General features: G+C 46.9%; 17 protein-coding genes. 8 read left to right on the top strand and 9 right to left on the bottom strand.

Going from position 1 to position 14677, the window contains the following annotated elements; genetic code table 11:
* Nucleotides 1-8: 8 nt before the first annotated feature.
* Nucleotides 9-980 (bottom strand): MBL fold metallo-hydrolase, encoded by a 972-nt coding sequence (locus tag GWR21_RS08720; RefSeq protein ID WP_162331363.1) that lies wholly within the window; start codon nt 978-980, stop codon nt 9-11.
* Between the two features lie 139 nt (nt 981-1119).
* Here GWR21_RS08720 and GWR21_RS08715 point away from each other — a divergent pair, with 139 nt between their 5' ends.
* Nucleotides 1120-1488 carry a winged helix-turn-helix transcriptional regulator gene (locus tag GWR21_RS08715; RefSeq protein WP_162331362.1) on the top strand — a complete coding sequence of 123 codons (369 nt, stop codon included), beginning with the start codon at nt 1120-1122 and terminating at the stop codon, nt 1486-1488.
* A 9-nt stretch (nt 1489-1497) separates the two neighbouring features.
* Nucleotides 1498-1944: a YqgE/AlgH family protein gene (locus tag GWR21_RS08710; RefSeq protein ID WP_162331361.1), complete on the top strand. Its 447-nt coding sequence runs from the start codon at nt 1498-1500 to the stop codon at nt 1942-1944.
* A gap of 20 nt (nt 1945-1964) precedes the next feature.
* Here the strand turns inward: GWR21_RS08710 and GWR21_RS08705 are convergent, their stop codons facing one another.
* Nucleotides 1965-2639 (bottom strand): DUF4253 domain-containing protein, encoded by a 675-nt coding sequence (locus GWR21_RS08705; protein WP_162331360.1) that lies wholly within the window; start codon nt 2637-2639, stop codon nt 1965-1967.
* A gap of 123 nt (nt 2640-2762) precedes the next feature.
* Nucleotides 2763-4919 (bottom strand): GH92 family glycosyl hydrolase, encoded by a 2157-nt coding sequence (locus GWR21_RS08700; protein ID WP_162331359.1) that lies wholly within the window; start codon nt 4917-4919, stop codon nt 2763-2765.
* 170 nt (nt 4920-5089) lie between these two features.
* On the opposite strand from GWR21_RS08700, the gene GWR21_RS08695 reads away from it, so the two are divergent.
* Nucleotides 5090-5347 carry a hypothetical protein gene (locus tag GWR21_RS08695; RefSeq protein ID WP_162331358.1) on the top strand — a complete coding sequence of 86 codons (258 nt, stop codon included), beginning with the start codon at nt 5090-5092 and terminating at the stop codon, nt 5345-5347.
* 9 nt (nt 5348-5356) lie between these two features.
* Here GWR21_RS08695 and GWR21_RS08690 read toward each other — a convergent pair whose 3' ends face one another.
* Nucleotides 5357-5923 carry a Crp/Fnr family transcriptional regulator gene (locus tag GWR21_RS08690; protein WP_162331357.1) on the bottom strand — a complete coding sequence of 189 codons (567 nt, stop codon included), beginning with the start codon at nt 5921-5923 and terminating at the stop codon, nt 5357-5359.
* A gap of 151 nt (nt 5924-6074) precedes the next feature.
* Between GWR21_RS08690 and GWR21_RS08685 the strand changes: the two genes are divergently transcribed.
* The gene (locus tag GWR21_RS08685) at nt 6075-6968 is read left to right on the top strand and encodes an SDR family oxidoreductase (protein ID WP_162331356.1); all 894 of its coding nucleotides are present in this window, start codon (nt 6075-6077) and stop codon (nt 6966-6968) included.
* A gap of 68 nt (nt 6969-7036) precedes the next feature.
* On the opposite strand, the gene GWR21_RS08680 is transcribed toward GWR21_RS08685, so the two are convergent.
* The 4 genes from GWR21_RS08680 to GWR21_RS08665 form a co-directional block, all read right to left on the bottom strand.
* Complete coding sequence (locus tag GWR21_RS08680) at nt 7037-7633, bottom strand: short chain dehydrogenase (protein ID WP_162331355.1); 597 nt, start codon at nt 7631-7633, stop codon at nt 7037-7039.
* Between the two features lie 91 nt (nt 7634-7724).
* Complete coding sequence (locus GWR21_RS08675; RefSeq protein ID WP_162331354.1) at nt 7725-8579, bottom strand: helix-turn-helix domain-containing protein; 855 nt, start codon at nt 8577-8579, stop codon at nt 7725-7727.
* 142 nt (nt 8580-8721) lie between these two features.
* Complete coding sequence (locus GWR21_RS08670; protein WP_162331353.1) at nt 8722-8865, bottom strand: hypothetical protein; 144 nt, start codon at nt 8863-8865, stop codon at nt 8722-8724.
* A 34-nt stretch (nt 8866-8899) separates the two neighbouring features.
* A complete protein-coding gene (locus GWR21_RS08665) occupies nt 8900-9466 on the bottom strand; it encodes a chemotaxis protein CheB (RefSeq protein ID WP_162331352.1) in 567 nt (188 codons plus the stop codon).
* A 194-nt stretch (nt 9467-9660) separates the two neighbouring features.
* Between GWR21_RS08665 and GWR21_RS08660 the strand changes: the two genes are divergently transcribed.
* A complete protein-coding gene (locus tag GWR21_RS08660; protein ID WP_162331351.1) occupies nt 9661-10647 on the top strand; it encodes an NAD(P)H-quinone oxidoreductase in 987 nt (328 codons plus the stop codon).
* A gap of 56 nt (nt 10648-10703) precedes the next feature.
* On the opposite strand, the gene GWR21_RS08655 is transcribed toward GWR21_RS08660, so the two are convergent.
* The gene (locus tag GWR21_RS08655) at nt 10704-11585 is read right to left on the bottom strand and encodes a MerR family transcriptional regulator (RefSeq protein WP_162331350.1); all 882 of its coding nucleotides are present in this window, start codon (nt 11583-11585) and stop codon (nt 10704-10706) included.
* A 261-nt stretch (nt 11586-11846) separates the two neighbouring features.
* Here GWR21_RS08655 and GWR21_RS08650 point away from each other — a divergent pair, with 261 nt between their 5' ends.
* From GWR21_RS08650 to GWR21_RS08640, 3 genes are read left to right on the top strand one after another with little or no spacing between them, the layout of a single operon-like run.
* Nucleotides 11847-13352, top strand: a complete 1506-nt coding sequence (locus GWR21_RS08650) for a phytoene desaturase family protein (RefSeq protein WP_162331349.1) — start codon at nt 11847-11849, stop codon at nt 13350-13352.
* Nucleotides 13336-14163 carry a phytoene/squalene synthase family protein gene (locus GWR21_RS08645; RefSeq protein ID WP_162331348.1) on the top strand — a complete coding sequence of 276 codons (828 nt, stop codon included), beginning with the start codon at nt 13336-13338 and terminating at the stop codon, nt 14161-14163. Before GWR21_RS08650 ends, GWR21_RS08645 begins: the two co-directional genes overlap by 17 nt.
* A gap of 37 nt (nt 14164-14200) precedes the next feature.
* On the top strand, nt 14201-14677 hold the full coding sequence (locus GWR21_RS08640) for a sterol desaturase family protein (protein WP_162331347.1): 477 nt from the start codon (nt 14201-14203) through the stop codon (nt 14675-14677).

Here is a 14677-nt window from a genome sequence, read left to right as displayed (position 1 = left end):
TACACTTATCACTGCCCATTCCCCAGTGTGCTGTAATTCACCGGTATCCAGATGAATCCATTTCCCTGTGCCCGCAGGTGTCCCACGCCCGGAAAAGAGACATGATCGGCTGCCACCCAGTACCCCTTTGCTGCTGCATCTTTAAATGCTTTGATACGCTGTGCAGCTGCAGCTCCAGGATCTACATCAAACGTGATGGTAACCGAAGGTGACGGTAACTGTACCGCCGCCGCATGTATAATATCACCGACGAACAGCATACGCTCTCCTTTACTTTCCAGTGAGTAAAAGGTGTGTCCCGGTGTATGTCCCGGTGTGGCCAATGGTGTAATACCAGGGAGCAGCTCCTGCCCGTATTCAAAGTTTTTTACTTTGCCGGCGGCCATGTAGGGACCAACCTTATCTGCCGCTTCCTTAAACCATTTCTGTAACCTTTCAGGTGCATGTTTCCTGCTTGTCTCACTCAGCCAGAAGTCCGTCTCCGGCCGGCTGATATATATGGTGGCATTAGGGAACATCATCTTGTCTCCCAGCATTAATCCCCCTGTATGGTCTGTATGGATATGTGTGATGAGGATGGCGTCAATCTGCTCAGGTGACACACCGATCTTCTGCAGGCTCTCCGGAAGATGCCCTAATGTAGGTCCGTATAATTCTGCTGTCCCGGCATCTATCAGAACAAGTTTACCACCTGTTCTGATCAGGTATGCATTGACGGACGCTTCTGCTGTGGCCGTCTGGAAACTGAGTGCCGAAAGGCTGTCTATTTCCTTATCACTTACATTAGTCAGCAGTTCATGTAAGTGAATAGGCACTGTGCCATCGGAGAGCGCGGTGACCTCATAATCACCTACCTGAATACGATAGTACCCTGCCTGCTCCAATGGCGCCTTTAACTGTTGTGCGTGCAGCGCATGGCTGATAGTGATAAGTGCCGCTATGATGGCGGTTCTCCAGATCAGTTGAAAGTGTACATTCATGATGTTATATTTTTTCCGCAAAGGTGAAGGTGTACACCGGAAAAGACAAGTACGCAGCCCGTTATGACATACGCATAAAATTATGCGTATGTCCGGTTTCGGGAAGGGAGTGTATCTTTGCTGGTAAAATGCGCCGTGTATGTATGAGCATAAAATACCGAAAGATCTGAGTTGCGGAATGGCAGTGACAATGGATATTATCGGGAGTAAGTGGAAGCCCTGTTTATTGTATAATATCTATAAAGGGATTAACCGCCCTGGACAGTTACAGGCATACAATCCGAAGGCGTCCCGGCAGGTATTGAATCAGCAGCTGAGGGAGCTGGAAGAGCATGGTATTATCACCAGAGTAGTGTATCCTGAGCTGCCACCTAAAGTAGAGTATTTCCTCACAGCAACAGGTCGTTCGTTGATACCCCTGCTGGAAGCAATGGAAGCCTGGGGGCGCCAGTATGCTACCGTACATACTGATACACCGGAAATGGCTGTTCAAAGTATTAATTGCTAACTTTACGCCATGAAGCCTGGCATTTTTATCAACAGTACCGCTCTCCTGGATGACTCTGTTTTCGAGAGTACCGTCATCTTTATCACAGAGTATAATGAAAACGGAGCCATGGGGTTTGTGGTCAATAAGGTATTCCCCCGTAAGCTGAATGAGCTGGAGGAGTTCAGACAAGGCATGCCTTTCCCCTTGTACGAAGGCGGCCCCGTTGACCAGGAACACCTGTTCTTTATACACCAGCGCCCTGACCTGATCGAAGGAGGGGAGCATGTAAAGGATAATATCTACGTGGGGGGCGATTTCAAAACTGCCGTGCTATATATCAATACCGGTATCTTAACAGCGAAAGATATCAAGGTCTTCATTGGCTACTGCGGCTGGGATCATAAGGAGTTGAATGACGAGATCGCAGAAGGTAGCTGGGAACTGGTCTTCAGCGGTAAAATATTTGAGGACTGACATAAAAAAAGTGGGATTAATTAATCCCACCATAGATATAATACATTCGACTGCTTCATTTCTTCTGCCAGGCGTTCCACTGTTTCCGTACCCTGATCTACGATATCCGGACAGAAAGTGTATACCTCTTTTGCAAATGCCTCCATGTCGGCTGGCTTGCGGATGAATTGCGCTTCTACCATGTCACGGTCAGCGCCTATGATCTCGAAAGGAAAGCGACTGTTCCACTCTTTTAGTTTATTAATGACGCTGTCATTGCTGATACTGTAGTTGGCGCCATCGGTACGTCTGTACTTTAGAATGTCAAACTGGTCACCGGATTTCAATACAGCAATTTTATCCGGTTGATATCCGAAATGTTGCTCCGCCCTGAAGATAAAGTAGCCGCGTTTGCGAAAGCTGTCCTTCAGGCGTAATACCAGCTCGGCGGATGTTTGTCCGTCGTGATTAAATAGCAGTCCATCAGGATATAAGGTGTCTATTTCAATGTCAATACCCAGATCATCCACATAAGCTACCATTCTGGTGAAAGAAGAGTCAGTTTCTTTCCTGAGATCGTCAACGATCGCATGATCAAAATGAATGGAATCGGCTAGTGTGTAATCCTTGTTGGCAGATTGCTTGTTGTTGTTGTCAGATGAAGAGCAGGCGCAGAAAGTAGTCGCCAGAAAGATAGTGGTTAATAGCATTTTCATAGTAAAAAAATAGGTTGGCACAAAAATAGAATAAATATTTTATGCGTGCTGGATAATAAAGTGAACGCCCCGTCTGTCAGGTGAATCAACAGACGGGGCGTTTACTTTATTTGTGATAATAGACTACTTTGTCACTACTTCAATCTTTCCTCCTTTCTTAAACAGCTCATCCGGCACAAAATATCCTTTGATCGTTTTACCATTTACTTTAATACCAGTCATTTTGCGGCCTGTTCCAGCGTGGGTAATGGTCAATACTTTGCCTGTGCTGGTCTTCCATTTTACCTCGTCAAACAGCGGTACCGTTACCAGGTATTCGGGATCGGTGGCAGAGAAAGTATACAGACCAGCTGCTGACAGTACATACCAAGCGGACATTTCACCTGCATCATCCATACCACACAGGGCAATCCCATCGTCTCCCACACCATACAGCGTATTGAGGATCGTATCAATGATCTTCTGGGATTTCTCCGGTTTATTGATGAAATAGTATGCGAATGGAGCTTCATGGTCTGGCTGATTACCATGACAATACTGGCCGATCATCGTCTCTACATTCCTCGCGATATGCTTCGGATTCCATGGCACGGTGAACAGGGAATCCAGTTTGGCTTCAAAAGGTGTTGCACCGCCGTACAGCTGTATGAGTCCTTTCATATCATGTGGAGCAAAGAAGGATACCTGCCAGGCATTAGCCTCCCTGTACATGTATTCATAGTAAGGGTACTGCGGATCAAAGTTTTTAATCCACTCACCATTTTCCAGTCTTCCTCTCATGAACTTAGTGGAAGGATCAAACATGTTCCGGTAGTTTTTGGAACGTGCCATCAGTATACGATAGTTGGCTGTGTCTCCCAGTTTCTTTGCGATCTGCGCCAGTGAATAATCATCATAGGAATACTCCAGTGTCTTGGATACCCCGGCTTTTGCCTTTGTTTCCACATGTGGGTTCTTCACATCCGGATCAGAGATATATCCCTTTTCGATATACTCTTTTACAAAGGGTCTGGCGCCTTTATCGACATTGGCATTCCTCAGCAATATTGCATAGGTACCTTTGATGTCGAAATTGTCTATACCACGCAGGTAGGCGCCGGCTATAGAGGATGTACCATGATCGCCATGGAAGAAGGTAGGAATAAATCCTGTTTTATCACCTACTTCTTTCATCGACTTGATCACATCCAGCGTGACATCGGGAGAGATCATACCCAGTAATACATCTTTATTCCTGTAAGTATCCCACAAGGAAGGCTCCGTGTAATAGTTGAAGTCGGCTTTTGCCGTATTGCCTTTTGCATCATGAAACTCGCCGTTGACATCACTGCGTAATGCCGGCCAGAGGAATGATCTGTACAGGCAGGAATAGAACATGGTGCGCTGCTTGTCTGTGCCGCCTTTTACTTCAATAGTGGACAGCAGCTTTTCCCATGTATTAGTGGCCGTATTACGAATGTCTTCAAAAGAGCGGTTACCGATTTCCTGTTCCAGGTTCTGTTTTGCATTTTCAGCACTCACAAAAGAGATACCTATCTTCATTTCGACAGGGCCTTTATTGCCATCTGCCAGATGTACGATCGCATATCCTTTAGGATCGCTTTCTGCCTTTTTCTCCAGCTGAGTGATCTTTGTATTCAAGACAGCATAGAAGTAAATATTGGAGCCGGCCCGCTGATACCCCTGTACGGCATTATCACCTATCTGCTCGATCTTCCATTCGGAGATCCTGTTATTGGACTTCGCCAGATCAAACAGGATCTGTTTGTCAGCGTCATCTTTAAATGCATACTGATGATAGCCGCAACGCAGGGTGGAAGTCAGGCGTACATCCACGCCATAGTCATCCAGGTATACCTGGTAATAGCCTGGTGCTGCGCTTTCTTTCTGGTGTGAAAACCTGGACTGGAACTTCTCTCCGGGATGGGAGAGGGGCAGCACAGGAATGTTGCACAGGTTCCAGTGACCTTTGTTGGTATGGGTAAAGCTGTAGATAATGTTATCTTCATACTCATAGCCTGCGCCGGAACCATATTCCGTCATCGGACTTAACTGCACCATGGCATTAGGCAATGAGCTCCCCGGAAAGGTGAGTCCGGCCCATGATCTCCAGCCGTCGGGCAATGTATACCCCAGGATCTTCGGATCAGTTAACGGCGCTGTACCAATGAATGTGTTAACGTATTTCGTATACGCCGGTGTCGTCTGCGCCCTGCTACTCGTCGGGACCAGTGAAGATAGCAATAAAAGGGTGCTGAGACCGTTGAGACCTTTTCTCATGACAGTGAAAGTTGTTTGTGGAAATATTCATATAAAATGGACCTGTGCCGGAAAAATAGATGCTGGAACACACAATTCCTAACTTTTTTTTAGAAACTTGCAGAATGCTTTTATGAAAGGTAAGCATCATCACTTTGTTTTATTGACCTGTACCCTTTAATATTGCTCAGATGAATTTTAAAATAGGCATCATCGCCACTGGCCCTATGCTCTGGGAGAGAGACCCTTCAATGACTAAATGGAGACTCATACATCTTAATACACCGGATATCGAGATGCCGCTCAACAAATGGATGACGCCTGAGCGGATCGCTGAAAGAATGAAACAAACCGGTACTAATGAACTGGAGAGGAACAGGGAAGCAGGGATAGGTACTTTTCAGGATGAAGCTATTTTGGCGTGTCTGAGGGAATTGACCAATTCCTGATTTCTTCCCTTACTTCCGCCTGATCCGGCTCAGCGTCTCTCTCGACACCCCCAGATAAGATGCTACCATATGCAATGGTACCCGCCTGAATACCTCTGGAAATGCCGTCACAAAATGCTCATATTTTTCCTCTGAAGTATAACTGAGGTTCATGTAAATGCGCTCATAGGAAGCGTTCAGCGAATCGGTGATGATGGCGTCTGAATACGCCTTAAAAGCAGGAATCGCCTGTCTTATTTTGGTGAGGCTGTCGGCTGTCCAGCAAATGACCTCGGTGCTTTCCAGCGCCTCAATATAATGTTGGGAAGGTATCTGCCGCATGAAGCTGTCATGATCGGTGGTCCAGCTGTTTTCAGGAGCGAACCGGAGAATCGTTTCCATCCCGTCATCCCGCAGCCGGTAGGTCTTCAGCAGTCCTTTGGCAATGAATGTTTTATATAGACACACTTCTCCTTCGTTCAGCAGGAGTTGTCGCCTCCGTAATTTTTTCATGACGGCCAGCGAACGCATCATGTCCAGTGCATCACTGGTAATGGGCGCCTGAGAAGTGATATAAGCGGCGAACTTTTCGAACATCTTGATAGGTAACCTTTCTGATTATTGTGATTGAAGTTAGCGAAGTTAGGTCAAATGACACCGTAAAATTGTGTCAAATGACCTTGGTCCGACGGTCATAGCCAGCGCAACTTTGTGTTGTAAATGTGGCTTTCATCAAATCAATAACAACATGAGGATATTTGTAACCGGTGCGACCGGTTTTATCGGCTCGGCGATCGTTCAGGACTTAATCAAAGCTGGTCACGAAGTGCTCGGGCTGGCTCGTAACGACGCGGCGGCTCAGGCCCTTGTAGCTGCGGGCGCCGCAGTACACCGCGGTTCCCTGGAAGACCTTGAAAGTCTTAGACAGGGGGCGGCCGCTTCAGATAGTGTGGTGCATACAGCTTTCAATCATGACTTTTCCAGGTATAAGGACAACTGTGAAGATGACAGGCACGTTATAGAGGCTCTGGGCAATGCATTAGCGGGCACTGATCGTCCGCTGGTCGTTACCTCTGGGACTGCTATTGTCGTACAGGATCGCTTTGCTGCAGAAGAGGATCGTCCTGCCAGTGCGATGCATGTACCCCGGGCTGCTTCCGAAGAAGCCGCGGCTGCCCTTGCTGCCCGTGGCATAAATGTATCTATTCTGCGGCTACCGCCTTCCGTGCATGGTGACGGTGATCGTGGATTCGTGCCTGCCCTGATCCAGGTAGCCCGTGAGAAAGGTGTTGCTGCCTATATAGCGGATGGAGCAAACCGCTGGCCCGCTGTACATCGCCTCGATGCTGCCAGCGCTTACAGGCTGATACTGGAGAAAGGTGAAGCGCGTCCTGTGTTTCATGCAGTGCACGATGAAGGGGTTGCTTTTAAAGCCATTGCAACAGTGATAGGCAGTCAGTTGAATCTGCCAGTGGTCTCGATATCACGGGAGCAAGCAGCGGCTCATTTTGGCTGGCTGAGCATGTTCGCCGGACTGGACGTTCCTGCTACCAGTGTACAGACCCGGGCGTGGTTAAACTGGCAGCCCACCCAACCAGGGCTGTTAGCCGATCTGGAACACGGTACTTATTTCGGTAAATAACTAATAAGCCGGAGGATACTTACCTCCGGCTTATTAGTTTGTATATCTATTCTAGGTAAAATGTTCACTTACAATGCAGTGATCACCTGACCCGTACCGGCTCCCAATATACTCTTATGGTACGCGTTTATCACCTTTTTCATGGGTACAGGTATGTGTCCCGGGAAAAAGGCAAAGTACGCTGGCGACTCTTCCACTACAGTAGGACATACGGCGTTGATCCGCACACCGTGCTCCAGTTCAATAGCAGCTGCCCGTACGAAGGATTCTATTGCGCCATTGGCTGCTGCCGGATTGGCACCGTTCAGTACAGGGTCTTGTGATAATACGCCGGAGATGAGTGTAAAGGAGCCTTTGGGTTTGATATAATGTTGTCCGATCAGTACCAGGTTGATCTGCCCCATTAGTTTACTGTTGATGCCGACGCTGAATTCCTTGTCAGTCATTGTTTTCAGCGGACCGAAATGTGCATCGCCTGCTGTGCTGACCAGTGCATCAAATGGACCTGCCTGCTCAAACATACGCTTGATAGCTTCCGGTGATGTGATATCTGCCTGTATGTCTCCGCTTTTAGAGCCTACCCTGATGATCTCGTGTTCTTGTCCCAGTGAGGTGGCTACCTGTTTGCCAATAGTGCCGGAAGCGCCGATGATGATTATTTTCATTGAATAAAAATTTGCGTTAATGAGTAATTTTTATCAAAGGTATATCACTCACTTCCTGCACTGATAGGACAATCATCAACTCCTGCCGCACTTATCTCAAATTCTTCCGGAACATATCAGGTGTATGTCCTGTCTGCTTTTTAAACAGCCGTATAAAGTAGGAGACATCTTCATAGCCTAAGCGCCACGCTATATTATTGATCTGTTCATCAGTTGCCAGCAGGTATCGTTTAGCTTCCAGTATAATATAATCATTGATCACTTCCGAGCAGGTCTTATCGAGCGTCTGTTTGGTGACGGCATTGAGTTGATAGGGAGAGAGATGCATGAGTGCAGCATACTGGGCTACCTGCTTGTATTCCGCTATGTGCAAGGTGATGAGGTCCAGTAAGGTGTCCAGCTTTTCCTGGATATGAAATTGTTCTGTTTCCAGGGAGTCATTGCAGGTAGCACGTATCAGTTCAATGAAAAAGATATCCATATTAGCATGGATCACTTCTTCGTATTTCTTCTGGCGGCGTACATATTCTCTGAAGATATATTTTAATACACCGGAGATGTTGTCAAACTTATCTTCGTCCAGCGGGTGATAGTTAATACCGGATACCTTGCGCAGCAATTGCCGTGAATGCTGATCATGTGTAGCATAGAAGCCTTCGCTGAACTGCATCAGATAGCCTGTAGCACCCGCTTTGAGAAACAGTTGATGCACCTGCCCGGGGCGTATAAAAAACACGGTATGGTTACCAACAGGGTAGGAGACGAAGTCTATCTCATGATGTCCTTCTCCATTCCTGATCACCAGCACATAAAAGAAGTTGTGCCGGTGCAGCTCCTGCTGCATATCCTTACCATCCAGTAACGATTGTACATCCCGTATGCTGAAGTGTTGTGAGTAATCCTGCTGATATGCGGTTAGAATATGTCTGATAGGTATCCGATCCATTGAATGTAAGCTGAAAGTACTGAACAAATACGGGAAAATGTCCGTTCAAATGTACTCACTTTTCTGGTCCTTCAGAAATGCCAGGGCCATAAACGATAGTTCCGACAAATATTCGCCGGAACTGTCTATAATAAAGTGTTGGTCAGTACTGCGCTGCGTATGTTTTGGCGAATGTTCCCAGTTTAATGGAGCCGTCTACCGGAGCGCGGCTGGCAAAGAGATCCGCCGTCAGTTTACCACCAGGGAAGCCTGCGCCCGGTGATCCATACGATGGCCGGCTGGTCATGCAAAGATAGGGAAGGGCCGTTCCGGTAGCCAGGCTAGCGGCAGTGTTTCCCGAGTTTGTATGCAATATCTTCGGGCGTCAGGATATAATCAGGATGATCGTTAGCGATGAGTGCCTGCGGCATCAGGGGAAATTCAGCTGTATAAGGCTCCTGTACTATCACCAGCCCATGTTTATCTTCAATTGCCTTGGCGCCTTCTATGCCATCATATCCCGCACCGGACAGCACTACACCTACACTTTTGTTTGCCGCTTCTTCTGCGAGCGATATAAAGAAGTGATCAATTGCTTTATTGATCTTTTCAGATGCCTCGCGCGGACGTACCTGTAGCTGTTTATCTTTTATTGTCATCACCAGCCCTTCTCCCAGTACATAGACGACACCTTTCTTCAGATGGGTATTTTCCTCTACCTTCATAATGGGCATACCGGTTACAGTATGTAAGATCTTTCCGAGATTACTGGGCATATTAGCCAGCAGATGGGGAATAATGATGATCGCAGCATTGATATCAGGAGGAAGTTGGTTAAAAATGATCTTCAGAGGTGCCAGCCCGCCGGCTGAAGATCCGATACCAACTACATTATAGGTATAACTCATTCGACAGGACATTTTTGGGGTGATTATAATGCACATGCGGACAAAAGATCCGGTGTGTATCCGGTTATTCTTTATCCGGTGCTATGTATCGTATTGGCTAATATCATACCAGAAAACCCTGTTTCCCTGAATGCGCCCGTTGATATCTTTACGCTAACTTTACGGCTATTGTATAAACGATAAAAACAGACCATATGAAAGCAGCAGTGATCACACAGCCAGGTGGGCCAGATGCCTTACAGTGGCAGGACTATACCAGTCCGCAGCCAGGGAAGGAAGAGGTATTGATTGAAGTCAAAGCAGCTGGCATTAACCGGGCAGATGTCGCACAGCGGCAGGGGAAGTATCCTGCACCAGCGGGCGTACCTGCTGATATACCGGGACTGGAGGTGGCCGGTGTGGTCATAAGTTGCGGAGAAGGAGTGACCCAATGGAAGCGGGGAGACAAGGTGTGTGCATTATTAGCCGGTGGTGGTTATGCTGAACAGGTCACTGTAAAGGAAGGTCAGTGCCTTCCGGTTCCTGAAGGGTACAGCTTTGCGGCAGCGGCCAGTCTGCCGGAGGCAATATTCACTGTCTGGTCTAACATCTTCCAGCGGGGCGCACTTCAGCCAGGAGAGACGCTGCTTGTACATGGAGGCTCCAGCGGTATTGGCGTAACTGCCATTCAGCTCGCACATGCCCTGGGTAGCAAAGTGATCGTCACTGTAGGATCAGCGGAAAAAGGAGCCGCCTGCATCGCATTGGGCGCTGACCACTATATCAATTATAAAACAGCCGATTTTGAAGAGGTTCTCGCTACCGAAGGCATAGATGTAATACTCGACATGGTTGGTGGAGAATACTTTCCTAAGAACATCCGTGTTTTACGGGAAGAGGGGCGTCTGGTATATATCAATACAATGGGAGGTAACCGTGTTGAACTGGATCTGGGGCTTGTGATGCGCAAGCGGCTTACTATTACCGGCAGTACCCTGCGCGCCAGGGAATATGCCTATAAGAAATCCCTCACTGCCGACATTCATCAACGCGTCTGGCCTTTACTGGCGGCCGGCAAATTCAAACCGGTTATCTACAAAACCTTCCCTTTCCAGGAAGCTGCCGCTGCCCATCAACTCATGGAAAGCAGCGAACATATTGGTAAGATCATCCTTGTCACCACTGATGCCAATAGCCGCTGAGTGTAGAAACAATGCCCTTTTTTGTTTAATATTCAGATGAAACTATTCAACAACGGCTATTTCCTTCTCAACTCCATTAACTCCAGCAGGTCATCTACCGTAAACGCATTCGCCGGCAGTTTCCCTTCAGCTCCTGCCGGCACTGGTCCTGTAAAATAGATCTTCAGGCCAGGGGATGTCCTGCATAACTCGTGAGAGAACGTAAGGAAATCGGTAGCATTCACCGGGTTCGTCATACCCGTTACGATCAGGTCAGGATTACAGGTACTGATCACACGGGAGAGGCTGTTGTGAGGTACTGACTGTCCGAGATAGATCGTCCGGAAGCCTCTTGCGCGAAGCGCATAGTTATAAAACAATAACCCTATCTCATGTAACTCCCCCTCCGGCAGAAACAAAAGCGCCAGGGCTTTTTGCTGACCTGCAGTACGGGTCAGCGACTCCGTCGCGAGGATGATCTTGTTGCGTATCAGGTTGGAGATAAAGTGTTCCTGTGCAGGATTGATCGTGCCTGCCTGCCACATAATACCAATACGGCGGAAATAAGGGAAGATATGATTGACGATCGTATGCTCGAATCCGTGTTTCATCACCAGTGCAGAGAAGGTGTTATGAAACAGGATCTCATTCATTTCGATAAGACTCAGCAGCAGACTTTCATCCGTTGTTTCCTGTTGTCCGAACAATCCTACCGCAGCTGCCTTTTCCGCTATCTCTCCCTCACTCATTTCACTGATGATGGAAATCTTGTAGCCATGCTGATTCAACAGGCTGATGTTCAGGATCTTCTTTAATTCCTCATTGCCGTAATAACGGATGTTTGTATCCGTTCGTTCCGGGTTAATGATGCCATATCGCTTTTCCCAGATCCTAAGCGTATGGGCCTTGATCCCGGATAATCTTTCCAGGTCTTTTATGGAATACTTCTCAGCTGCCATAATCACCGTTTTTCGGAGTGCAAGGTAACATATTAACAGACTGATTAAACAAAGTGCAGCTCATCGTCCTCTCCAAAACTAATATTTTATACCTGGTATTGGCCGCGATAGTACCAGTGAAATTATATTATAATATTGATAATCAATACCTCAAGTGCCAGAGTCTGCCTCAATAGGAAGCTTATCATCGCCAAAATAATTTTGTTTAATTTTTTATTTTAAAAGTTAAACAATACATTTGTTTAAGAAATCAGTTAAAACGTGAAACAAAATACAGCCAGAACTGCTATTGTCATCGGTGCCGGTTTTTCCGGTTTATCTGCCGCTATTAGTCTGGCTGATAAGGGATACGACGTGACCCTGGTAGAAAAGCATGATCAGACAGGAGGTAGAGCCAGGGTACTAAAAGAAGGGGGCTTTTCATTCGATATGGGGCCCAGTTGGTACTGGATGCCGGAGGTAATGGCTGATTTTTTCAAAAGGCATGGACGGTGTATAGACGACTATCTCGATCTGGTGCGGCTGGACCCTTCCTATCAGGTTATTTTCGGTGCACACGAACAGGTAGATATGCCTGCCTCTTTCAGTGAGTTACAAAAGGTGTTTGAGCATATTGAACCCGGCGCCGGTGCCCGCTTGAGAAGCTTTATGCAGGAAGCGGAATACAAATACAACACGGCAATGTCTGCTTACGTCAGCAAGCCAGGCCTTCACATCCGCGAACTCTGTAATGCAGAAGTAATCCGTTCTTTTTTGCGTATGGATATGTTGCAGTCTTTTAGTAGTCATGCGAGAAAGTTTTTTAAAGATGAACGACTACTGAGGATCATAGAATTTCCGGTACTGTTCCTGGGCGCAACGCCAGAACGTATCCCCGCTATGTACAGCATGATGAACTATGCTGATATACGCCTTGGTACCTGGTACCCTGTGGGTGGGATGTATGAACTTGTAAAGGCTTTTACTCAACTCGCGGTTGAAATGGGCGTAAAGCTTCAGCTGAATACAACTGTCAACAGTATGGAGGTAAATGATGGCTGTATCACAGGTATCATAACCGATCAGGGGCGTTTTGAGGCAGATGTGATCGTATCGGCGGCGGACTATCATCATACTGATCAGCAGTTGTTGCCATCAGGTTATAACAACTATACCGCCCGTTACTGGGAAAAACGTGTCATGGCGCCTTCCTGCATCATTTACTACCTGGGCGTGGGCCGTAAGTTGCCTCGCCTGCGTCATCACAACCTCTTCTTTGAAAATGATTTCCGCGCGCATGCGGAAGCAATATACACAACACCTCAATGGCCGGAGAAACCGTTGTTTTATGTATGCTGTCCGTCTAAAACAGACAGTACTGTTGCTCCGGATGGTATGGAAAACCTGTTTATCCTCATACCTACCGCTCCGGGACTCACAGATACACCTGCTATCAGAGAGCAATATCTCCAATATGTGCTTGATAAGACAGCTGCTTTTTGCGGTGAATCATTCCGCGATGATATCGTTTATTCCCGCAGTTATGCGTGCAGCGATTTTATGTCTGATTACAGTGCCTTCAAAGGCAATGCATACGGACTCGCTAATACATTAGGACAGACAGCCTTTCTCAAGCCTTCTATCCGCCATAAGACAATCAACAATCTATTCTTTACAGGTCAGCTTACCGTGCCGGGTCCTGGTGTGCCTCCGGCCATCATCTCAGGACAACTGGTAGCAGATCATATATCTAAACAAAAAGCGTTTAGCCATGAAAGCGTTATTTGACAGTGTGAGTGCCGCCTGCAGTAAACTCACTACGAAGGCCTACAGCACCTCTTTCTCCCTTGGTATACAATTGCTCGCCAGGAAGTTTCATGCACCTATTTATGGTATATACGGGTTCGTGCGGTTTGCTGATGAGATAGTAGACTCGTTTCATGGCTATCCGAAAGAAACGTTACTGAATGATTTCAGAGAACAAACCTATCGCGCTATCAGGGAGAAGATCAGTCTCAACCCTATTCTAAACAGTTTTCAGCATGTAGTACATCAGTATAATATAGAACAGGAGCTGGTGGATACATTTCTGGACAGTATGGAAATGGACCTCCACCAGCATTTTTACACAAGGAGTATTTACGAAAAATATATCCTCGGTTCGGCTGAAGTTGTAGGACTGATGTGCCTCAGGGTATTCACTAACGGAGACCATGATCTATATGAGCAGCTAAAATATCCGGCGATGAAGCTGGGGGCTGCTTTCCAGAAGGTGAACTTTCTGAGGGACGTGCGTACCGACAGCCAGGAACTGGGCCGCCATTATTTTCCGCAGGTCAATCTCAATAACTTTTCCTGCGCAGAAAAGGCCGCTATAGAGGCGGAAATTGAAGCGGATTTTAATGAGGCACTGGCCGGTATCAAGGCATTACCACTTTCTTCTCGTAAAGGGGTATATTTGGCATATGCGTATTATAAAGTATTGTTTAACAAGATCCGTAACCTGCCTCCACAGAAGATCATGACTGCCCGCGTCCGTGTGGCCAATAGTCATAAGATCGGCATTATGTTACAAACAATGTTACTGCAACCCAGATAACATTGGATGATTGAACGGATGATAAAAAAAACCGGTTATGCAGTTATTATTCTATATCCTGACCGGGCTGGCTGCTTTTGTTGCAATGGAAATGGTCGCCTGGTTTACTCATAAATACATCATGCACGGTCTGCTATGGTCGCTGCATAAGGACCATCATCGCAAAGACGATGGCCGCTTTTTTGAAAAGAACGATTTTTTCTTTCTCATCTTCGCCATACCAGGCATGCTACTCTTCCTGTTGGGAACGTTATATCATCTGCCTTACCTTATTGCTGTTGCCAGTGGTATTACCTTGTATGGCGCCACCTATTTCCTGGTGCACGATATCTTTGTGCATCAGCGTTTCCGCTGGTTACGTCACACCGATAATTTTTATCTGCGTGCGTTAAGAAGGGCACACAAGATGCATCATAAACATATCGGCAAGGAGGAAGGAGAATGTTTCGGGATGTTATGCTTTCCCGCGCGTTACCTGATAGATGCTATAAAGAAAGAGAAAACATATTCCTGA

The sequence above is a fragment of the Chitinophaga agri genome, from assembly GCF_010093065.1.
Taxonomy (GTDB): domain Bacteria; phylum Bacteroidota; class Bacteroidia; order Chitinophagales; family Chitinophagaceae; genus Chitinophaga; species Chitinophaga agri.
This window is presented reverse-complemented; position numbering and strand designations above follow the sequence as displayed.

Excerpts from the sequence above, each read along its gene's own strand:
- GWR21_RS08720 (WP_162331363.1), bottom strand. The coding sequence starts at position 980 with ATGAATGTACACTTTCAACTGATCTGGAGAACCGCCATCATAGCGGCA.
- GWR21_RS08715 (WP_162331362.1), top strand. The coding sequence starts at position 1,120 with ATGTATGAGCATAAAATACCGAAAGATCTGAGTTGCGGAATGGCAGTG.
- GWR21_RS08710 (WP_162331361.1), top strand. The coding sequence starts at position 1,498 with ATGAAGCCTGGCATTTTTATCAACAGTACCGCTCTCCTGGATGACTCT.
- GWR21_RS08705 (WP_162331360.1), bottom strand. The coding sequence starts at position 2,639 with ATGAAAATGCTATTAACCACTATCTTTCTGGCGACTACTTTCTGCGCC.
- GWR21_RS08700 (WP_162331359.1), bottom strand. The coding sequence starts at position 4,919 with ATGAGAAAAGGTCTCAACGGTCTCAGCACCCTTTTATTGCTATCTTCA.
- GWR21_RS08695 (WP_162331358.1), top strand. The coding sequence starts at position 5,090 with ATGAATTTTAAAATAGGCATCATCGCCACTGGCCCTATGCTCTGGGAG.
- GWR21_RS08690 (WP_162331357.1), bottom strand. The coding sequence starts at position 5,923 with ATGTTCGAAAAGTTCGCCGCTTATATCACTTCTCAGGCGCCCATTACC.
- GWR21_RS08685 (WP_162331356.1), top strand. The coding sequence starts at position 6,075 with ATGAGGATATTTGTAACCGGTGCGACCGGTTTTATCGGCTCGGCGATC.
- GWR21_RS08680 (WP_162331355.1), bottom strand. The coding sequence starts at position 7,633 with ATGAAAATAATCATCATCGGCGCTTCCGGCACTATTGGCAAACAGGTA.
- GWR21_RS08675 (WP_162331354.1), bottom strand. The coding sequence starts at position 8,579 with ATGGATCGGATACCTATCAGACATATTCTAACCGCATATCAGCAGGAT.
- GWR21_RS08670 (WP_162331353.1), bottom strand. The coding sequence starts at position 8,865 with ATGACCAGCCGGCCATCGTATGGATCACCGGGCGCAGGCTTCCCTGGT.
- GWR21_RS08665 (WP_162331352.1), bottom strand. The coding sequence starts at position 9,466 with ATGAGTTATACCTATAATGTAGTTGGTATCGGATCTTCAGCCGGCGGG.
- GWR21_RS08660 (WP_162331351.1), top strand. The coding sequence starts at position 9,661 with ATGAAAGCAGCAGTGATCACACAGCCAGGTGGGCCAGATGCCTTACAG.
- GWR21_RS08655 (WP_162331350.1), bottom strand. The coding sequence starts at position 11,585 with ATGGCAGCTGAGAAGTATTCCATAAAAGACCTGGAAAGATTATCCGGG.
- GWR21_RS08645 (WP_162331348.1), top strand. The coding sequence starts at position 13,336 with ATGAAAGCGTTATTTGACAGTGTGAGTGCCGCCTGCAGTAAACTCACT.
- GWR21_RS08640 (WP_162331347.1), top strand. The coding sequence starts at position 14,201 with ATGCAGTTATTATTCTATATCCTGACCGGGCTGGCTGCTTTTGTTGCA.